The sequence below is a fragment of the Bacteroides congonensis genome (assembly GCF_900130125.1).
GTDB classification, from domain to species: Bacteria; Bacteroidota; Bacteroidia; order Bacteroidales; family Bacteroidaceae; genus Bacteroides; species Bacteroides congonensis.
Genome location: NZ_FQXY01000011.1, coordinates 635,947 through 657,840 on the forward strand (window position 1 = coordinate 635,947; position 21,894 = coordinate 657,840).

Annotated in this window: 15 protein-coding genes; 10 read left to right on the forward strand and 5 right to left on the reverse strand. The window is 42.3% G+C overall.

Features of this window, described 5'->3' with window-relative positions:
- Positions 1 to 30 precede the first annotated feature (30 nt).
- From BQ7997_RS19915 to BQ7997_RS19935, 5 genes are read left to right on the forward strand one after another with little or no spacing between them, the layout of a single operon-like run.
- A complete protein-coding gene (locus BQ7997_RS19915; protein ID WP_073347775.1) occupies positions 31 to 954 on the forward strand; it encodes a hypothetical protein in 924 nt (307 codons plus the stop codon).
- A 32-nt stretch (positions 955 to 986) separates the two neighbouring features.
- On the forward strand, positions 987 to 2,972 hold the full coding sequence (locus tag BQ7997_RS19920) for a TlpA disulfide reductase family protein (RefSeq protein WP_073347776.1): 1,986 nt from the start codon (positions 987 to 989) through the stop codon (positions 2,970 to 2,972).
- Positions 2,973 to 5,573, forward strand: coding sequence for a S9 family peptidase (locus tag BQ7997_RS19925; RefSeq protein ID WP_073347777.1), 2,601 nt, complete (start codon positions 2,973 to 2,975; stop codon positions 5,571 to 5,573).
- Positions 5,574 to 5,584: 11 nt separating this feature from the next.
- Positions 5,585 to 7,102: a S41 family peptidase gene (locus BQ7997_RS19930; protein ID WP_073347778.1), complete on the forward strand. Its 1,518-nt coding sequence runs from the start codon at positions 5,585 to 5,587 to the stop codon at positions 7,100 to 7,102.
- 1 nt (position 7,103) lies between these two features.
- The gene (locus tag BQ7997_RS19935; RefSeq protein ID WP_073347779.1) at positions 7,104 to 8,273 is read left to right on the forward strand and encodes a TlpA disulfide reductase family protein; all 1,170 of its coding nucleotides are present in this window, start codon (positions 7,104 to 7,106) and stop codon (positions 8,271 to 8,273) included.
- A 93-nt stretch (positions 8,274 to 8,366) separates the two neighbouring features.
- On the opposite strand, the gene BQ7997_RS19940 is transcribed toward BQ7997_RS19935, so the two are convergent.
- Positions 8,367 to 9,041, reverse strand: a complete 675-nt coding sequence (locus BQ7997_RS19940) for a rhomboid family intramembrane serine protease (protein WP_073348473.1) — start codon at positions 9,039 to 9,041, stop codon at positions 8,367 to 8,369.
- Positions 9,042 to 9,255: 214 nt separating this feature from the next.
- On the opposite strand from BQ7997_RS19940, the gene BQ7997_RS19945 reads away from it, so the two are divergent.
- Genes BQ7997_RS19945 through BQ7997_RS19955 form a run of 3 tightly spaced genes read left to right on the forward strand, consistent with a single transcriptional unit; the run spans position 9,256 to position 13,966 of the window.
- Positions 9,256 to 11,193: a glycogen debranching enzyme N-terminal domain-containing protein gene (locus tag BQ7997_RS19945; protein WP_073347780.1), complete on the forward strand. Its 1,938-nt coding sequence runs from the start codon at positions 9,256 to 9,258 to the stop codon at positions 11,191 to 11,193.
- A gap of 17 nt (positions 11,194 to 11,210) precedes the next feature.
- A complete protein-coding gene (locus BQ7997_RS19950) occupies positions 11,211 to 12,476 on the forward strand; it encodes a glycosyltransferase family 4 protein (protein WP_073347781.1) in 1,266 nt (421 codons plus the stop codon).
- A 17-nt stretch (positions 12,477 to 12,493) separates the two neighbouring features.
- Entirely contained in the window at positions 12,494 to 13,966 is a 1,473-nt protein-coding gene (locus BQ7997_RS19955; RefSeq protein ID WP_073347782.1) for a glycoside hydrolase family 57 protein, read from the forward strand.
- 161 nt (positions 13,967 to 14,127) lie between these two features.
- Here the strand turns inward: BQ7997_RS19955 and BQ7997_RS19960 are convergent, their stop codons facing one another.
- Positions 14,128 to 15,834, reverse strand: coding sequence for a BamH family beta-barrel-assembly machinery protein (locus BQ7997_RS19960; protein ID WP_073347783.1), 1,707 nt, complete (start codon positions 15,832 to 15,834; stop codon positions 14,128 to 14,130).
- A 20-nt stretch (positions 15,835 to 15,854) separates the two neighbouring features.
- Positions 15,855 to 16,694 carry a glycogen/starch synthase gene (locus BQ7997_RS19965; RefSeq protein ID WP_073347784.1) on the reverse strand — a complete coding sequence of 280 codons (840 nt, stop codon included), beginning with the start codon at positions 16,692 to 16,694 and terminating at the stop codon, positions 15,855 to 15,857.
- 142 nt (positions 16,695 to 16,836) lie between these two features.
- On the opposite strand from BQ7997_RS19965, the gene panC reads away from it, so the two are divergent.
- Together panC and panD are read left to right on the forward strand one after the other, a co-directional pair.
- A complete protein-coding gene (panC, locus tag BQ7997_RS19970; RefSeq protein ID WP_022136458.1) occupies positions 16,837 to 17,682 on the forward strand; it encodes a pantoate--beta-alanine ligase in 846 nt (281 codons plus the stop codon).
- 18 nt (positions 17,683 to 17,700) lie between these two features.
- Entirely contained in the window at positions 17,701 to 18,054 is a 354-nt protein-coding gene (panD, locus tag BQ7997_RS19975) for an aspartate 1-decarboxylase (protein ID WP_004301789.1), read from the forward strand.
- 104 nt (positions 18,055 to 18,158) lie between these two features.
- On the opposite strand, the gene BQ7997_RS19980 is transcribed toward panD, so the two are convergent.
- Positions 18,159 to 20,450, reverse strand: a complete 2,292-nt coding sequence (locus BQ7997_RS19980; protein ID WP_044655047.1) for a bifunctional dihydroorotate dehydrogenase B NAD binding subunit/NADPH-dependent glutamate synthase — start codon at positions 20,448 to 20,450, stop codon at positions 18,159 to 18,161.
- A 144-nt stretch (positions 20,451 to 20,594) separates the two neighbouring features.
- Positions 20,595 to 21,806, reverse strand: coding sequence for a glucose/galactose MFS transporter (gene gluP / locus BQ7997_RS19985; protein ID WP_044655048.1), 1,212 nt, complete (start codon positions 21,804 to 21,806; stop codon positions 20,595 to 20,597).
- Positions 21,807 to 21,894: the final 88 nt, after the last annotated feature.

The window sequence follows — 21,894 nt, forward strand, 5'->3', positions numbered from 1 at the left end:
AAATATGGAACAATAAAATAGAATAGTAATATGAAGAAGTTTATATATTTAATATCCTGTTTGCTCTTGGTTGGAGTATGCTCATGTGGGGAAGATGCTTTGACACCTTCCGAACCGATGAGTTTCGGAGAGTTTCCTCAAGGAAATGCTTCATATGACCGTGAAATAGTTGAATTCTATAATACATATGGGGTGCAGGTACTGTATAGGTTTGCCGAGGCTGATTTCCGTTGGAATATTACAGAATATATACCTTACCATGCAGTAGCAGCCGAAACCTCCTCTATAGGTAAAGGATGGAACTTCCTGAAAGAGAATTGTTTGTCTATCTGGAGTGACGATTTTCTGAGAAAATATATGCCATATAGAATCCTGTTAGCTTCCGAAATTTATAGTTTAAAGGATACGTATCAGTATGATGATGAGGGAAATAAAATCTATCAAAAGATTCCTAAAGAAGCGATGTATGGTCTTAACCATCTGACTTTTGGTGCAGTGAATAGTAGCTTGTCTTCCCTTTCTGTTGCGGAAAAAAAGGAACTGATTGGCGAGGTTGCTTTTGCTATTACCGGTTATGCTACTTCAAAAGGTAAGATGGAAGTTCCTGAAAAGTTTCAGACATACCATGACGAGTATATAGATCATAGTGGAGGTGATTATGAAGGTGAATGGGGATATAATGGCGGAGGTTGTCTGGAGTATCGTGATGGTGGAATGGATTATTATTATGATTTTGGATTATTCGTAAAATACTTGGTTATGATGAGTAAGGAAGAATTTGAGAATAAGTTTTTGACCGAAGAATTTGATTGCGGAATCCAGTATGATGCTTCTTGGAATCCTATAAAGGGTTATCCGATACGTAATAAATATGAAGCAGTGATAGAGTATTTTAAAAATACTTTAGGTATTGATCTTCATGAGATTGGCGCCAGGATTTCTCAATTACAATAATTGAAATGTAGAAGAATAAGATATAAAACTAAATGAAGAAATTATTTATATTGTTTGTTTTCTGTGCGTACTTTATAAGCACTTATGCACAGTCTCGTTTGTCCGGTATTGAAAAGCCACAGGCAGGTTCTTTGATCTCATTTAATTATCAGGCATCAGGAGGACCATTGGAAAACCGGGATACATTATCTTGTACGATCTATCTCTATGAGGATTATTTATGGAGGATGGACGATGTGATTTTAATCCGTAGTGAAAAGAATCAGTGGAAAGGAAATTATCAGTTGGCTGATAATTGTGCCTTGTTCGCTTTGTCATTTTTAGCTGGTGAAGCATGGAATCGTACGATAGATAATAATGACGAGAACGGAGGATATGTGTTTACGACATTAGATGCACAGGGGAAAATGTTACCCGGTGGTTATTTGGGATGGGGGACATTCCGCAAACCTTCTTGTTTCCATATTGGAAGTTACTTCCAAAAGTTTGATATTCAGGATGAGGCGGTAGAGATGTGGACAACTAAGGAGATGGAGCATTATGCTGCAAATTTGCCGAAGTTCGTAAATGTTTATATGAATATGGTAGCTTTACGTATGGGAGAAAAGAATCGGAAAGCTGTTGATTTCTTCTTTCAGAAAATCAATAAAGAGTTTGCTATGACCGAGTTCATCTACTCTACGTTTGAGAATATTTATCGTTTCAAGTTACAGGATCAGGCGAAGGCAGACTCGATAAAGAGTATTATGTTAAAACAATATCCTCACGGGTTCTCTGCTCGTGCACAAATGTTTCACCAGGTGGAGGCTATGCAGGTAGGCGAAGAACGGATAAGTAAGACTGAAGAATTTTTTAGAATGTATCCATATGACAAATGTATAGAAGATCCGTTCTCCCGTAAACAAGCTTATATGTATTATAATCTGACCCGCCCCTATGCTTCTTTTCTGTTTGACGGAAAACAGTATGACAAACTTATTGCTGCCTTGCCGTCAATGAACTTTGTGACTTTGAGTGAAGTGTTCCGGTGGAATATATTCCGTGCCTATAAATTGCGGTTGGCAAAGAATGACGCAGTCTATCCGGTGGCGAAAGCCTTGATGGAACAAATGGTGCAAAAACGGAATGACCTTTCTAATAATATGGAAGAATTAAGATACACTCCGAAAGAAGCACAGGAATTACTTGATATTCAGTTTTACGAACGTTTGGGAATTTATCTGCAATTATTAAAGGATTTGAATAAGAATGACGAGGCTTTGACATGGTTTTCTTATTATAAGGATGATGTATTGTCTTATGCGGATGCTACAGTCAACCAGGCACGTTATGAGATTTTGTCAGCTGCCGGAAAGAAAGAACAAGCATTGGAGCTTTTGAAAAAATCGGTGAAATATAATACGATTACCACTGATATGATGACTGCTCTGCGTGAGGAAGTGAAACCTGCATCTGATGCCGAGTTCAAAGTCTATCTTGATAAATTGAAAGGTGCGGCACTGAAAGAGGCGTTATATGAGGAAGTGAAATCTCATATGACAGATGTCGAAATCCCTACTTTCGAATTGCTGGATATGGACGGGAATGTTGTGAGCAGTGACAGTTTCAAAGATAAGATTGTAGTGATTGATTTTTGGGCAAACTGGTGCGCGCCTTGTAAACGTGCGTTTGAGGGAATGAAACTTGCCGTAGACGCATATGCGAACGATCCGGAGGTTATTTTCTATTTCGTAAATACCATGGATTTCGGAATTAAGGGAAAACCGGCAGTCGAGAAGTATTTGAATAATAATGGATACTCACATTTTAAAGTATTGTTCGATACTTTAAAGGAAGGAACCAAAGGGTATAACAAGGCTTTCAGTATTTTCTCCCGTCAATTCAATTCATCCGGTATTCCTCGTAAAGTAATTTTAAAGAACGGTAGGATGCTTTATACGGCTGAAGGATATTCCGGAAGTCCCTCACAATTGGCTGATGAGATTAGTTATGCAGTCGAATTAATTCGGAAGAAATAAATGAAGAAATATGTTTATTTGACATTGCTTCTCCTGCTGGGTGCAGAGGGAGCATTTTCTCAGAAACGTCCGATGAAACTGGACGACTGTAAGTTGTGGCGTTCGGTAGATCAGATACAATTATCGGCAGACGGGAAATGGGTTGTTTACAACTATCGTGCCTTGTACCGTCAGGACCTTGATACAACTTATATATATAATGTACAGACGGGAGAAACGACTTGTAAAGCCGGGCTTTCTAACTTTTCGTTTATGGCTAACGGCAAGTTGCTGAAATATGAAAAGAAGGAAGAAGGAGATAATTCGGGACGCCCATCTGTTTATACATTAAATTTGCTTACGCAGCAAGAGAAACAATGGGCTAAGAATATCTTTTTAGTTCCTATAGCAGGAACAGACATGGCTTATTATGTACAATATAAGCCAACCGGAAAGACAGACTTTACTTTTGTAAATTTGCTGACGGGAGAGGAACAGTACATTGCGGATATCAATAACTTCGGGCAGGTAGAGGCAGGCAGGTTGCTTTATAGTGTGGCGGACAGTTTGAAATCGACTTTGTATCTGTGGGAGAAAGGGAGAAAAACGCAAATAGGAGAAGTTCCCGGTTATATTGCAAGTATCGCTAATCCGGATGCCAAAGGACGTGGAACTTTATCATGTGCTTCTACTTATGATACTCGTTTTGATGTAACCTCTATCTATACATATGATTTGAATAAACGTATTTGTTCGAAACTGTTGTCCTATCGGGATATAACAGGTCTGCCTGAGGGGACGAAAGTTTCTTCTATGTCTCGATTGATAAATAATAAGACTCAGTTGTTGATTGATTTGGAACCGGTAGCTTATCCGCAGGTGAAAAGGGAAACAGATCAGGTAAACTTGGAACTATGGGTGTGGGACGAGAACATTTCTCCTCGCCGGTCTTTCAAACGCTCAGGTTTTGATGCGTCTCAGTATGACAAGTATGTCTATGATATTGCTGCCGGGAAGTGTTTTACTTTGCCTACAAAAGGTTTGTCTTCCTTGGCTTTTCCGCAGGGAGAAGAGGTCAAAGGATGTATTGCCTTCGACGCTACTCCCTGGTATAAGGAATCCGACTGGACGATGTCTCCCAATGACGATATTTATTATATCGGAATGAATGGCGAGAAGAAGAAGCTGGCAAGTCATGGAAAATATGGCTTAAGTTGGAGTCCCGATGGAACCAAAGCTTTGTTATACGATCCTGCCCTGAAAGCATGGCGGCTGATTGATATGGCTACGGGGAGTGACCGTGACTTGACTACGGGAAAAATGCCTTATCCGGTATATGAAGAAGATCATGACTATTCTTTTGATGCTGCACCTTATGGAGTGGCACATTGGAATCCGGACAATTACACTGTGGTCATATACGACCGATATGATTTGTGGAGTCTGGATTTGAAAGGCGGGAAAGCTCCTGTTTGTCTGACACAAGGAAAGGGTAGAGAAGAGCGGATAACATTCCGCAAGGCTGAGCATCCGGTTTCTTCAAGAGATAAATTGTATCTCGAAGGATTTGATGAGAAAAGTAAAACGAAAGGATTGTACCTGCTGGCGGGTAAGAACCTGCGTGACATGGCTGTTGATTCTCAATCGAATCTGGTTGTAAAAGCTAATACGGACAATGGTAAAGTAGTACTTTGGACAAAGGAAAATTACGGAGAAAGAGATTTTTGGGTTTCTGATCTGACTCTGCGAAATCCGAAGCGGGTGACGGACTCCAATCCTCAGGTGAAAGATATTAACTGGGGAACTACCCGGCTTTATACTTGGACGAATCTGGAAGGCAAGAAAAATGAAGGAATTCTGTTTTTGCCGGAGAATTACCGGGAAGGTCAAAGTTATCCTGTCATCGTACTATTCTATGAGAAGATGTCACAGGGGCTTAATAGTTATCGTTTACCGGAGTATAGTAGCGCGACGATTGATATTCCATGGTTCGTAAGTAATGGATATATCATTTTCTGTCCGGATATCAGCTATCGTATCGGTGCTCCTTACGAGAGTTGTTATAATGCGGTGATAAGTGGTGTGGAACAGCTAGTTAAAGATGGAATTGCCGATAAGGAACGCATCGGAATCAATGGTCATAGCTGGGGCGGTTCGCAGACTGCCTGGTTGGTGACGCGTACTGATATATTCAAATGTGCTTCTCCTTGTTCTGCGGTTACGGATCAGGTGGCAGATTATCTGATGCTTCGCGGAACCGGTCAGCCTAATATGTATTTTGAAGAGGATGCACAAGGCCGTTTGGGCAAAACACTTTGGGAAGACCGGGAACTTTATCTTGAGAATTCTCCGGTTATGCATGCTGATAAGATTCATACTCCTTTGTTGATATTCCATGGTGAGAAAGACACAAGTGTACGCATATATCAAGGCATGGCTCTCTATTTTGCAATGCGTCGGTTGGGACGTCCTGCCTGGTTGCTGAATTATCGGGATGTAGGACATCAGACGGGCGGAGATGTTGAGTGCCGTGATTTTATGCAGCGGTTAATCGGCTTTTTTGATTACTATCTGAAAGATGCGCCTATGCCGGAATGGATGAAAGGGGATAATAATAAGTAGGATAATAAAGTATGAGAGCAATATTGTTTGGAATACTGTTGGGGGGAGTTTGCTGTAACCTGAAGGCACAGTCTACCCCAGAGGAGAAGCTGATGCAGACATTGTATGCGATTACCAATCTTTATGTAGATTCTATTCCGAAAGAGGCGTATATCAACCATACCATTGCGGAAATGGTGGGAAAACTGGATCCCTTTTCTGAATATTTGCCTCCTGTGGAGTTAAAAGGTAATGAGCAGGCATTGGGTGGTATGGCAGCTTTTGCGGGAGTCGGAATGGAAGGGGCCTGGAAAGACGGGCATTTTTATGTGTCTTTTGTGGAAAAGAAGGGAAGTGCTTGGGGGCAAGGTATCCGTGCCGGAGATGAAATCCTGTCAGTAGATGGGAAAGCAGTGGAACAATTGCAGGACGGACAGATTTTCCGTTTATTGAATGGTGAAGAGGGGAGTGTGGTCAATTTGCAAATCAAGCGTGGAAAAAAGCCGCCTTTTGAACGGAAGATAGTTCGTACTTATATACCATCTTCCGGTGTGAAGTCTGCTTATATGATAGACAGTGCAACTGGCTATCTTTCAATCTCAGTCTTTTCGAAGAATGTAGCGGAAGATTTTCGTAAACAGCTTCAGAACTTACTTCGGCGGGGAATGAAAAATCTGATTCTGGATATCCGGAAGAACGAAGGTGGTCTTTTTGATGAGGCAGTAGCGATAGCAGACGAATTATTAGACGGTAACAAACCGATAGTTTATGCGGATGGCATCCATATGGAAAGGATGACGTTTCAGGCATCTGTCAAAGGACTGTTTGAACAAGGTCGTCTGGTGGTATTGGTAAACGGGCAGACAAAGTCGGCAGCGGAGATTTTGGCGGGTGCGTTGCAAGATTGGGACCGCGGTGTGCTGGTAGGAAGTTCTACTTTTGGAAAAGGAATGATTCAGGACACCTTTCCTTTTGAAGATGGCTCGGCACTTAGGTTGACGGTGGCGCGTTATTTCACACCAAGCGGACGGTCTATTCAAAAGCCTTATGGGAGTGGGCAGTTGTCTGCTCAATCCGGCAAGGCCTATGAGTCTTTGCGTACTCATCGTGTTTTGAAGAGTGAGGGAGGAATTGTGCCGGATATTTTTGTATCTGCCGATACAGTACATTTTACGAGATGGTATAATATGTTGGTGTATAGTGGTGTACAAAAGCAGGTAACACGCGACTATGTTGTAGGTTGCCGGTCGGAGTTGCTGAAAAAGTATAAAACATTCGAAGCTTTTCGGAAAAACTTTGATGGCGGTGCACTGTTGCAGGAAATATGTCGGGTAGCGGAAGAAGCGAATATTGTTTTTTCTGAAGAAGAATATGAAAGGTCTAAAAACTTTTTGCAGGTACAAGTGAAAGCCTTGGTTGCGCGCGAATTGTTCAATGAAAATGAATATTACTATCGCATATTGAACTTTGCGGACCCGTTTGTGCAAAAAGCGTGTGAAATAATGAATACTTCAGAAGATTATCGGATGATTTTAAAAGAGAATAATTGATATGAAATGTATAGTAATGAATATTCTTATGGTATGTGCTTGTCTGTCCTCATGCGGACAGTCTTCAATTTTTAAATTGGAGGCGGATGTGCATACGAATGAGTATGACGGGTTGTATATTTATCTCACTCATACAGATGTCGTTTCGAGAGAGGATGACCTGAAAGTGGATAGTGCGTTGATACGTGATGGTCATTTTAGCTTTGAATATCACGTTACCGGTGAACCATTTGTGGCAACATTGGCACTTCCACTCAAGGATGATCATTTTATGTATGGTTTGCCGGATTGTTATTGTATCGTGGAGGAAGGGAATGTGAAACTGGACTATACTCCTTTGGGGACACAATTGAAAGGGGGAGTCCTGAATCAGCAATATGATAACCGGATATTGGCCAAGACTCGGGAAATCAAGAAAAGGAATAATAACATTGTGGCCGAAAGAGATTCTTTGGGTAAACTACGTACTTTGAGTATAGAGGAAATGGATACCTATAATCAACGTATCGGTGCGTTGTATAAAGAGTTGCAACCGGCTCATATCTGTTTTGTTTCTGATTATATCGGGACTGAAGTGGGAGCTTTCTTTTTCTTTTATTATCCGGAGAATTATTACCCGGCGGAGATATATGCGAAACTATTAGCATCGGTAGATGAGGGTTATCGCCACAAATCGGAATTGAAGAAAGAAAAGGAAAAAGAGGCTGCTGCACATTGGAAGGAATCTGTGAAAATAACAGAGGTCGGCTATCCTTATCGCGACTTTGCCTGCATGGATATAGAGGGGAAGGATGTGAACCTTTCGGATTATATTCACCCGGGTCGTGTGACTTTGGTTGATTTTTGGGCATCCTGGTGTGTGCCATGTGTACAGGAACTTCCTTTCCTGAAATCTCTGTACCAAACTTATCATGAGGAGGGATTGGATATTGTGAGTGTTTCTTTGGATACCAAGAAAAGTGCATGGGAAGCTGCTGTGAAAAAACATCAGATCCCTTGGCCGCAAATCTCCGATTTAAAAGGCTGGAAGGGTACGATAACCAAAGATTATGCTATAAGTGCGATTCCTTTTATCCTTGTTATTGATCGGAAAGGTAAGATTGCGGTCCGTAATTTGCATGATTATAAGTTGGAGAATGCCATAAAAGAGATATTGTCCACAAAGAATTAGTCTGAATTTATGTATTTATAGATAGAAAACTATATTTTGCAGTCGATTATTCCGGTATGAGTGGAACAGGATTCCATTGATACCGGATTTATTTTAAGATATGGTTTGTTCTTCTTGTATAATTTCCTTTTCTTCTTTCAAGATTTCAGATTCTTCTTCTTTCTCGTCTTCTTCCTGTTCATCCGCAAAAGGTTCCGGTCGTTGCGGCCCGTGGTTTATGAAAGTAAAAGCACAGAGCGTACCCATGATTCCGCCGCTTAGATGCCCTTCCCATGACATATTCGCAGGCGAGAAGTAGGGAAACATATGCCATATAATTCCACCATATAAAAAGGTGACAAGTAGGGAAATGGCAATAAGCGGGACATATTTACGGAGAATACCACTGAAAAAGAGAAAAAAGGCAAGTCCGTAGACAAGTCCGCTGGCACCGATGTGCCATCCCGGTTTTCCGATAAGGAAAGTAAGCATGCCGCTGCCAAGCCATATCAGAATAAAAATCTTACCAGCTATTCCCCGGTAAAAGTAAAAAAGACACCAGGAAAGAAAGAATAAAGGAAGTGTATTTGCCAGTAAATGACTGAATCCGCTGTGTATCAACGGATGAGTTAAAATGCCGGTTAAACCTCGCTTCTCCATAGGGTATACCCCCGCGTGAGAGAAGTTCCAGCCCATCCCGACTTCCAGGAACTTGAGTATATATAAGATAAAAATTAGGAACAAGGGCTTTGCGGCAGCCACCATGATACGCTGAATATCTTGCTTCATGACATTCTTTTCTTTAGATATTTTACGCAATACTACGAATATTTGCACAAAAACTGAAAATAAAAAGCCTTTTTATTTTTGTTTTTATCTATAATTTGTACATTTGGGCGTTATACCTGTTATGTATGGTGCTACAGCTATTCGGTATACAATGTGGCGATAAATACAGGTGCGATATAATGACCAATAATTAACCTTTAAATAATGCACAACTATGAGTTATTTACGATTTGACAAGACCCTCATGACGAATCTGGAAGAATCTCTTCAGAGAGAAATTCTCCGGACGAACAAGGCAGGAGCTTATCATTGTACAACGATTGTTGATTGTAACACACGCAAATATCACGGACTGTTGGTAATTCCGGTTCCCAATCTCGACGATGAAAATCATGTGCTGCTATCTTCTCTTGATGAAACGGTAATTCAACACGGTGCAGAGTTTAACCTGGGATTGCATAAATATCAAGGAAACAACTTTAGTCCGAATGGGCACAAGTATATCCGTGAGTTTGATTGTGAGCATATCCCGGCGACAACTTACCGTGTTGGAGGTGTGGTTCTCCGCAAAGAAAAAATCTTTGTACATCATGAAAACAGAATCCTGATTCGTTATACTTTACTTGACGCGCATTCGGCAACGACTTTGCGCTTCCGTCCGTTCCTCGCTTTCAGAAGCGTACGCGAGTATACCCACGAGAATGCACAGGCAAGCCGTGAGTATCAACTTGTGGAAAATGGTATAAAGACTTGCATGTATCCCGGCTATCCGGAACTTTATATGCAGTTGAACAAAAAGTGTGAGTTCCACTTTCAGCCCGACTGGTATCGTGGCATTGAATACCCGAAGGAACAGGAACGCGGGTACGACTTCAATGAGGACCTGTACGTTCCGGGATATTTCGAGGTGGATATAAAGAAAGGGGAGAGTATTGTATTCTCTGCCGGAATTTCAGAAACAACTCCCCGCAGGCTGAAGCAGACCTTTGAAGCGGAAGTGGCTGACCGTACGCCGCGTGACAGTTTCTACCACTGTCTGAAGAACTCTGCCCATCAATTCCATAACAAACAGGAAGGTGAGCATTATATTCTTGCCGGTTATCCCTGGTTCAAATGTCGTGCACGCGATATGTTTATCGCTTTGCCGGGACTGACACTCGCTCTTGATGAGGTCGATGAGTTTGAAGACGTGATGAAAACGGCGGAAAAGGCAATCCGTAACTTCATTAACGAAGAGCCTGTCGGGTACAAGATTTATGAAATGGAGCATCCTGATGTGTTGCTTTGGGCAGTCTGGGCTTTGCAGCAATATGCCAAGGAGACTTCCCGCGAGCAATGCCGTCAGAAATACGGAGAACTCCTGAAAGATATCATGGAATTTATCCGTCAACGGAAACATGATAATCTTTTTTTGCATGAAAACGGATTGCTTTATGCAAATGGTACTGAGAAAGCAATTACATGGATGAACTCTACAGTGAATGGACATCCGGTGATTCCGCGTACAGGATATATTGTTGAATTTAATGCTTTGTGGTATAATGCACTGCGTTTTGTGGCCGATTTGGTACGTGAAGGTGGTGATGTATATCTGGCAGACGCGCTTGATGCGCAGGCAGAAGTGACAGGAAAGTCATTTGTCGATGTATTCCGTAACGAATACGGATATCTGCTCGACTATGTGGATGGTAATATGATGGATTGGAGTGTACGCCCCAATATGATATTTGCCGCAGCATTTGATTACTCTCCGTTAGACCGGGCGCAAAAGAAACAAGTGCTTGATATTGTGACTAAAGAATTGCTGACTCCTAAAGGAATCCGTTCTTTGAGTCCGAAGAGCGGGGGATATAATCCGAATTATGTAGGCCCGCAGGTACAGCGTGACTATGCATATCATCAGGGAACGGCATGGCCTTGGCTGATGGGATTCTATCTGGAAGCTTATCTTCGGATTTATAAGATGAGTGGACTGTCATTTGTCGAACGCCAGTTGATTGGTTATGATGATGAGATGACGAGCCATTGTATTGGTTCCATAGCCGAACTGTTTGACGGGAATCCACCTTTCAGGGGACGTGGCGCTGTGTCATTTGCGATGAATACGGCAGAAATCCTGCGTGTTTTGAAGCTGCTGTCTAAATATTATTAAAGAAAGGAGGAACGAAGATGAAAGTTTTAATGTTTGGTTGGGAATTCCCCCCAAAAATATATGGTGGTCTTGCAGTTGCTTCTTACGGAATAACTAAAGGATTGAGTTTGCAAGGTGATATGGAAACAATTTTCTGTATGCCCAAGCCTTGTGGAGAAGAAGAAAAGTTCTTGAAAATCATCGGTATGAATCAAGTGCCTATCGTGTGGCGTGATGTCAATTATGACTACTTGAAATCCCGTTTGCTGGAGATGTCGCCAGAAGAGTATTACTCTTTCCGTGATCATATCTATGCCGATTTTTCTTATATGCATGTCAATGATTTGGGATGTATGGAGTTTGCCGGTGGTTACCCCGGAAACTTGCATGAAGAAATCAACAACTTCTCCATAATAGCCGGAGTAGTTGCCCGCCAGCAGGAATTTGATATTATTCATGCACATGACTGGCTGACTTATCCTGCCGGTGTACATGCCAAGATGGTAAGCGGCAAACCGCTTTGTATCCATGTGCATGCAACAGATTTCGACCGTTCCCGCGGTAAAGTCAATCCTACTGTTTATTCGATAGAGAAGAATGGTATGGATCATGCCGATTGTATTATGTGTGTGTCCGAATTGACTCGCCGCACGGTTATTAACGAGTATCATCAAGACCCGAGAAAGGTATTTGCCATGCACAATGCCGTTTATCCATTGTCACAGGAACTTTTGGATATTCCGCGTCCCGATCATTCTAAAGAGAAAGTGGTTACTTTCCTCGGACGTATCACCATGCAGAAGGGGCCGGAGTACTTTGTGGAAGCTGCCGCACTTGTATTGAAACGCACCCGTAACATCCGTTTTGTGATGGCAGGTTCGGGCGATATGTTGAATGCCATGATTAATTTGGTGGCAGAGCGGGGTATTGCCGATCGTTTCCACTTCCCGGGCTTTATGAAAGGTAAGCAAGTATATGAGGTATATAAGAATAGTGATGTATTTGTCATGCCTTCTGTCTCGGAGCCTTTCGGTATCGCTCCGTTGGAAGCTATGCAATGTGGAACGCCTTCCATCATTTCAAAGCAATCGGGTTGTGGTGAAATTCTCGATAAGGTGATCAAGACCGATTACTGGGACATTCATGCGATGGCAGACGCTATCTATTCCATTTGTACCAATCCGTCTCTTTTCCAATATCTTCAGGAAGAAGGGAAGAGAGAGGTTGACGGAATTACGTGGGAAAAAGTCGGCTTGAGGATCCGTGCTCTTTACGAGGATGTGTTAAGAAACTATGGTAAATAACGAAACAATATACAAAAATGAGAACTATCTGTCTTTATTTTGAGATACATCAAATTATACATTTGAAACGCTATCGTTTCTTCGATATTGGTAATGATCATTATTATTATGATGATTATGCGAACGAAATGAGTATGAATGAAGTTGCCGAGCGTTCATATATTCCTGCCCTCAGTACACTGATTGAAATGGTGAAGAATTCGGGCGGTGCTTTCAAAGTTGCGCTTTCTATTTCAGGCGTAGCGTTGGAGCAACTGGAAATTCATGCTCCGGCAGTGATCGACTTGTTGCATCAACTGAATGATACCGGCTGTTGTGAATTCCTTTGCGAGCCTTATTCGCATGGTCTGTCTTCACTTGCTAATGAAGATTGCTTCCGTGAAGAAGTGATTCGTCAGCGTGATAAGATGAAGCAGATGTTTGGCAAGGAACCGAAAGTGTTCCGTAACTCCAGTTTGATTTATTCAGATGAAATCGGTGGTTTGGTAGCTTCTTTGGGATTCAAGGGAATGTTGACGGAAGGTGCCAAGCATGTATTGGGTTGGAAGAGCCCGCACTATGTATATCATTGCAATCAAGCTCCGAGCCTTAAACTTTTGTTGCGGGACTTCAAATTGTCGGATGATATAGGTTTGCGTTTCTCTAATTCGGATTGGGCGGAATATCCTTTGTTTGCAGACAAATATATCAGTTGGATTGATGCACTTCCACAGGAAGAACAAGTTATCAATATCTTTATGGAATTGAGTGCGCTTGGTATGGCTCAACCTTTGTCTTCCAATATTCTCGAATTCCTGAAAGCTCTGCCGGAATGTGCGAAAGCGAAAGGTATAACTTTCTCTACACCGACTGAAATCGTAACGAAGTTGAAATCCGTATCCCAACTTGATGTCGCTTATCCGATGTCATGGGTAGATGAGGAGAGAGATACTAGCTGCTGGTTGGGTAATGTTATGCAGCGTGAAGCTTTCAATAAGTTGTATAGTGTGGCAGAACGTGTTCACTTGAGTGACGACCGTCGTATCAAGCAGGACTGGGATTATTTGCAGGCTAGCAACAACTTCCGTTTCATGACTACGAAAAATACCGGTATTTGGCTGAACCGTGGTATTTATGATTCTCCTTATGATGCTTTCACTAACTATATGAATATTCTCGCTGACTTCATCAAACGGGTGGATTCATTATATCCTTCGGATGTGGATAGCGAAGAACTTAATTCTTTGTTGACTACGATTAAGAATCAGGGTGATGAAATAACCGAATTACAGAAAGAAGTTGAGAAATTGCAAGCAAAGGTTGCAAAGGAAGTTGCCGCAAAAAAGACTGTTGCAAAGAAGGCAACCGCGGTTGCTGCTGAACCTGTAGTAAAAGAGTCTGTTGCTAAAGCTGATAAACCTGCCGCCAAGAAAGCTACCGCTAAAAAGGCTGCTGAACCAAAGAAACCGGCTGCAAAAGCTAAGAAAACTACAGCAAAGAAAGAAGGATAAGATAAGTCGCTCTTAATATAAAAAGCCGTGAATCTGATGAAGGTCAAGTTCACGGCTTTTTCATTATATCATTGTCTTTTGAATATTTCTATAAAATAATAGCGCGAATTACATTCAAGTAATCCGCGCTGATATTTTATAGATGTGTCTCTATTTATTTCTTATTTCGATTTTGTTCCAAAGTTTGTAGAAACAACTTCAAGTTTTAATACATTATTTGGATCCGGCTTACCATCAGCACCTTTTTTACTACCGCCTTTCAAGCGTACATATCCCGGTTTTAGGTCATGTTGTATGCTTATTATATTGGAAGAAGTACCATAATAACTATTACTTGAAGAAGAATCTTTGGTAACAAGTACGGGGATAAGTACGAACTTATTCCACTCACTATATTCTTCCCATTTTTCGATAGTCGTTGCTGTTTTTGTTTCTTCAACATTAGTTTCCGGATTAATGACTTTAAATGTCATCGGCAATGCATTCTTCGCTGCTTCCCTATCTGCCAAACAATTATTTATCATTTGAGTGATATTGTTGAATGTATATTGGGTAAAGCTAAGTGAATTATCTGCATAGTTGAACAAAGATGAAGTTGTGCCATCACTAAGTTGATTCTTTTCAAAGAAAGTATCTTTATACTTTTTGCGTATCAATAAGACACTTCTCGGTTTGGTCATTCCAAATTTCTTCTCACTTGTTTCGTTATAAATAGGAATTCCCAGTTTTACAGCATTCAGAGTGTCTCCTTGTAGCTTTTCCGCTATTTCACTAACAGGAATAGTTACTTGAGTGAAAATACCTGCAGGGCTTTTTATATAAGTCAAATCCGGATTGCTGATGCAGTTCTCCATAGCAGTTTGGTCATTATCCAAACTGTTTGCTTGAATAACTTCGCGGGTGGAGTTAAACATGCGATATCCATAATATGTGGAGTCTTTGCTTTCCCCTTCTTCTACTGCTGCCTTTTTGGGTAATATTTTGCCACTGATAGAGTCTATAGCATAGCATTTATATACTACGTTCATTTGAACCTGATCTATATAGAGTATTGTACCGTCACCATAATCGCTTTTTACGTAGATCCCTTCAAAAGCCTCTTTAAGTGCTTTTCTATCAAAGTTGGCTCCTGATTCATAGGCTTTTCTTATAATCTTTGCACCTATTTCTTTTGCGGCTTCTTCTTTGAAAGATACATGTACACTAGGAACATACGAACTAAGATTGCGAATAGAATCTTTAACCGACAGGTCAACCGCTGTGTAAGCTTTAGTTCCTAACAGGTTTTTGGGATTGTAAAATTCTTCAGGCTTAATATTAGTATAATACGCATTACCCTCATCTAACTCTTTTGCCGCGTCACCTAATTTGTAAACACTTAAACGGGAAGCGGTCAATGAATCTCCGAAATAACTGTCGTACCATAAATAAAGTTCAATTGTGTGGATATTACCTATTATATTACCTTTTTTATCCGTAACAAAAGTAATATCCTTTTTATCCGCTTCATTTCCGCCCGGCCCTACCATCGTTAGAGTAGGTTTGTTTTTGTTGTCGAAAGATGTATTCTTTTCATAATTATATGCTCCGGGAAATGTCGTTCCTTCCACGCAATTCAACTCAGCTAAAAAACCGGCCTGATAAGTACCAAACAGCTCATCAGTAAACTTTCCTACATAGCCGATGTTACTTTTCGCATAAATCTGACCTGCAGGAACGGATTCCGTTGTAACATCATATGTCGTCAGTTGTCCATTAATGTTCTGGTCGCTTCCCGGAAACATTCCCAGTCCCAATCCTGCTGTGTTATCATCACAACCGAAAAAAGTGATTGCCAGTAAAGCGATTAAGGCGTATTTTGCTTTCATGATCGTCGTATCTTGATTTTTTATTCTTCTTCGTTGTTGTTGGAAGTGGCTTCCCATACCTGATCGTAGAACTCATTGCAGGCTTCTGCATAGTTTTCCGGATCTTGGTAGTCAAGCACCAATTTGCCTGATTGGCGGGCGTATTCAATGATGGATTCATCTACTTTTTCACTGTTCTGAATTATTCCGTCGGAATAATCAACAGCAAGTTTGCAAAGAGCAGCGTAATCTACCGGTTCTTTCAAGTCGCCCAAGTCTTTCTTTGAAATACCTTTCAGCATCAACTTTGTTGCAAAGTCGTCGCTAAGCGTATTCTTGAAGTCGTCTTCATAAACAGAGAAAACTACCTTGGCATCACGGAAAGAAGGTTCATCCTTGTAGGCCTTCTTAATATAAAGAGGAGCCAAAGCCGTCATCCAACCATGGCAATGGATAACATCCGGACACCAGCGAAGCTTCTTCACTGTTTCCAGTACGCCACGTGCATAGAAAATGGCACGACTGTCATTATCGTCGTATTCCACGCCATTTTCGTCCGCTGTCTGCATACGGTTTTGGAAATAATCATCGTTGTCGATGAAATATACCTGCATGCGTGCGGATTGGATAGAAGCGACTTTTATAATCAGTGGGTGGTCAGTATCGTCGATAATCAGGTTCATACCGGAGAGGCGAATCACTTCGTGCAGTTGGTTTCTGCGCTCGTTGATGTTTCCCCATTTGGGCATAAATGTTCTGATTTCACGGCCTTTTTCTTGTATCGCCTGTGGAAGGTTTCTACCTATATTGGCCATTTCGGATTCTGAAACGTAAGGTGTAATCTCTTGAGTAATAAATAAAACTTTATTCGCCTTTGTCATAATAACGATAGTTCACTATAATATTCTGCAAAGATACGAAAAAAAAGACACATTAAATAAGATATTCTTTCTTTATGTGGCAAATATTAGTTTATTTTGCAGAGTTTTTGCAAACGAGTAAAACATAAACCAATTGACGAAAATGAAAATAGTGCACACTATCAAGGACTTACAGGCGGAATTGACTGCTCTGAGAGCCCAAGGTGAAACGGTGGGACTGGTTCCTACAATGGGTGCTTTACATGCGGGACATGCATCTCTGGTAAAGCGCAGCGTAAGTGAGAATGGTGTAACTGTAGTGAGTGTTTTTGTAAATCCCACACAGTTTAACGATAAGAACGACTTAGAGAAATATCCGCGTACGTTGGATGCTGATTGCAGCTTATTGGAAGAATGTGGGGCTGCATTTGTATTTGCTCCTTCCGTAAGTGAAATGTATCCCGAACCGGATACCCGCCAATTCAGCTATGCTCCGTTGGATACGGTAATGGAAGGTGCGTTTCGTCCGGGACATTTCAACGGTGTTTGCCAGATTGTCAGCAAGTTGTTTGATGCTGTGCAGCCGGACAAGGCTTACTTCGGAGAAAAAGATTTCCAGCAACTGGCGATTATTCGTGAGATGGTGCGCCAACTGGGATATAAGTTGGAAATCGTAGGCTGTCCGATTGTACGCGAAGAGGACGGACTGGCATTGAGCAGCCGGAATAAGCGTTTATCTGCGCAAGAACGTGAAAATGCTTTAAATATTTCACGCACATTATTTAAAAGTCGTAACTTTGCAGCCACTCACACAGTGAGCGAAACGCTGAAGATGGTGGAAGATGCGATTGAAGCCGCTCCGGGTTTGCGTTTGGAGTATTTTGAAATCGTAGACGGAAATACATTGCAGAAAATAGATAGTTGGGAAGACACTTCTTATGCAGTAGGATGCATCACGGTATTCTGCGGCGAAGTCCGGCTGATTGATAACATTAAATATAAAGAATAACTAAAAAGACGAAACCTTATGATGATTGAAGTGTTGAAGTCGAAAATTCATTGCGCACGTGTCACGGAAGCGAATCTGAACTACATGGGTAGCATCACGATTGATGAAGACTTGCTGGATGCTGCGAACATGATTCCGGGAGAAAAAGTGTATATCGCTGATAATAATAATGGCGAACGCTTTGAAACCTACATTATCAAAGGTGAACGCGGTTCGGGCAAGATTTGCCTGAATGGTGCTGCTGCCCGCAAGGTGCAACCGGATGATATTGTCATCATCATGTCTTACGCATTGATGGATTTTGAGGAAGCCAAGTCGTTTAAGCCGGCTGTTATCTTTCCGGATCCTGCGACGAACAAAGTGGTGAAATAAGAAAGTATCTCTGATATTTTAATAATAAGAAAATCCCCGTTTACTCGATGTAGACGGGGATTTTCTTATTTGTTTTTGGACTGAATTTCAGCCCGTGTATTGCTTTACTTCGCTTGTAATTGCTCGTTCATGGCAGCAGCAGCCTTGCGGCCGTCTCCCATAGCAAGAATCACAGTAGCTCCACCGCGAACAATGTCGCCACCCGCGTAAATCATAGGAATGGAAGATTCCATATTTTCATTAACGGCAATCGTCCCTTTTCGTCCCAATTCCAGTCCCTTGATGGAACTTGGAACAATCGGGTTGGGAGATACGCCGACACTTACGATAGCCAAATCAATGTCAATCGTTTCCGTCGCGCCGGGAATAGCCACGGGGCTACGACGTCCGGAAGCATCCGGTTCGCCCAATTCCATCTTTTGCAGGACTACCTGCTTCACGCAACCCTGCTCGTCAGCAATATATTCGATAGGGTTGTGCAGTGTCAGGAATTCCACTCCTTCTTCCTTGGCATGTTTCACCTCTTCGATACGTGCGGGCATTTCTTCTTCCGAACGGCGATAAATAATCATGGCACGTTCAGCTCCCAGACGTTTCGCTGTACGGACGGAGTCCATAGCGGTATTACCGCCACCAATCACAGCTACGTTCTTACCGAAAGCTACCGGAGTGTCAGAGTCTTCGCTGGCAGCATCCATCAAGTTGACGCGGGTCAGATATTCATTGGAAGACATGATATTGATAGAGTTTTCTCCGGGGATATTCATAAAGTTGGGCAGACCGGCGCCGGAAGCCACGAATATACCTTTGAAACCTTCTTCTTTCAGGTCTTCTACACTGATAGTCTTTCCTACGATGCAGTCTTTAACGAAGTTGACCCCCATCTTGGAAAGGTTGTCAATCTCCACATCTACAATCTTGTTAGGCAAACGGAATTCAGGGATACCATATTTCAATACACCGCCAATTTCGTGCAGCGCTTCGAATACGGTTACGTCATATCCGAACTTTGCCATATCACCGGCAAATGCCAATCCGGCAGGCCCCGAACCGATAACAGCTATTTTGATGCCATTCTTATCTGCGATAACAGGAACGGAAATCTGTCCGCTTTCCCGTTCGTAATCGGCTGCAAAGCGTTCGAGGTAACCGATAGCTACCGGCTTTTCGTTCATCTTCAGATGGATACATTTGGATTCACACTGTTTTTCCTGCGGACAAACACGACCGCAAACAGCCGGAAGAGCGCTTGTCTCTTTCAGTGTCCTGGCAGCTTCGAGGAATTCTCCACGTTCAATGTTCTTGATGAAACGGGGGATGTCTATGCCTACCGGGCAACCTTCCATACATCCCGGATTGGCGCAGTCAAGGCAACGTTTAGCTTCTGTAACCGCTTGCTCTGCTGTCAAGCCTTGGTTTACTTCCTCTTTGCGGCTATGTGAGCGGTATTCCGCGTCAAGTTCGTTCATCTCGACACGGGGAATAGCCGTGCGTTCCTTTGCTTTCATTGATTTACGCAATTCCTGTCTCCAGGCAGCGTTGCGGCTCTTTTCGTCGATTTCTTTGGTAGCTTCACATTCGGGCTGTAACTTGTTCATTTCTTCGCGTTCGATTTTCTTGAACGCACCCATGCGTTTCAGCATTTCGTCGAAATCCACCTGGTGACCGTCAAATTCAGGGCCGTCTACACAAACGAATCTAGTCTTTCCGCCTACGGTGATACGGCAGGCACCGCACATACCTGTTCCGTCTACCATGATGGTATTTAACGAAACATCAGTCGGAATCTCATATTTTTTAGTTAGCAAACAAACGAATTTCATCATGATGGCAGGGCCGATGGCGAAACATTTATCAACCTTCTCGCGTTTGATAACTTCTTCCACGCCTTCCGTCACCAAGCCTTTGCGACCGTATGAACCGTCATCTGTCATAATGATAACTTCGTCAGAGCTTTCGCGCATTTCTTTCTCCAGGATGATAAGGTCTTTGTTGCGTCCTGCCAGTACGGTAATCACACGGTTGCCGGCAGCCTTCAAAGCCTGTACGATAGGGAGCATCGGAGCTACCCCTACACCACCACCGGCGCAGACTACTGTCCCGAACTTCTCAATGTGTGTAGCTTGTCCGAGCGGGCCTACTACGTCAGTAATATAGTCACCCTCGTTCAGTTCACAAAGACGGGTAGAGGACAGCCCGACTTCCTGTATAACCAAAGTGATAGTGCCCTTCTTTACATCGGAACCAGCGATAGTCAAAGGCATACGTTCTCCCTTTTCGCCTACACGTACGATGACGAAGTGTCCGGCCTTGCGGGATTTAGCAATTAGAGGAGCTTCAATTTCAAATTTGAATACTTTCTCCGAAAAACGTTCTTTGCTAATGATTTTGTTCATTATCTAATTAATTTGTTGGTTTTATTACGTAACTGCTAGCAGAATGTTATAAATTTCGGCAAAGATACGGCTTATTTACGAAAAACAAAAAGAAAAGCCACTCTTTTGATGAGTGGCTCTCCATATATGAGTAGATATTCTTGTTTATTTCGTTCTGATCTTGTATCCGGCTACTCCGTAATATAGGATAAACAGGAAGCAGGGGAGACACAGCCAGTATGCCTGTTGCGGAGTGGCTACGTCTTTCAGCCAACCGTAAAGGGTGGGGATAACAGCGCCACCGAACATGGCCATAATCAGTAATGACGAACCTGCTTTGGTAAACTTGCCAAGGTCTGCCATGGCTAGCGGCCACAAAGCCGGCCACATTAATGAGCATCCCAAAGCCATGAATGAAATGAAATAGATAGATATGTGGCTCGGGGTGAGTACTACTAGCAGTGAACCGATAATAGCCAGAATGGAGCAAATTTTCAGGGCTGCCGCCTGACTAAGATATTTCGGGATAAAGATAATACCGCAGATATAACCGATAACAATACCGATAGGAGCAATCCATGCATAATTGGCAGCACCTTCAAGACCGAGTTCTTTAGCGTAATCGACCAGTGTGCCGAGTGAAACTGTCTCAACGCCTACATAAAGGAACAAAGCAAGGCAACCCAACAGCAAGTGCGGGAACTGGAAAACGGAAGTTTTACTTGCAGCATATGGACAGGCTTCGGCTTCGTCCTCGCTTTCATCTTCTCCGGCAGCTTTTACTTCGGGCAGCGGTGCGAAGAATGCCATAACACCCAAAGCGACGAAAGCGCAAATGATGATGATAAACGGCTTGCTCAAGTCTTCAATGCCAATCAGGCTGACATCTTTGCCCAGTAACCATACAATGAAGATGGCAGGAATAGGCCACGCCAATTTGTTGCAAATACCCATAATACTGATACGTTTTGCGGCACTGTCCAATGGTCCCAGAATGGTGATATAAGGGTTTACGGATGCTTGCAGATACGCATTGGCGGCTCCGCTAATGAAAGACGCCAACAGGAATAAGGTGAAGCTTTCCTGTGATGCCGATAGGATAAACAGGTAAAATGCCACAGCAAAAATGAAGAAAGACAGTGACATGGTACGTTTGTAACCAATCGCCTTGATAGTAAGCCCGGCAGGATAACCGAATACCAGAAATGGGATAAAGGTTGCAGCGATAATAAGGTAAGATGCCGTGTTCGAGATTCCCAGAGATTTTTGGAGTACGGGAACTAACAATGAATTAATACCTAGTGCGAAACCAATCGCGAAGAACATGATGCCGATGAATGTCAAAGGCAATACAAAACTTTTTGTGTTTTTTGTCATGGGGGTAAATGTGTTAAAAGGTTATGTAAATAATGTTTTCACCACAGATTGCACTGGTTCTCACAAATTTTTCAATAAACACTTGCAC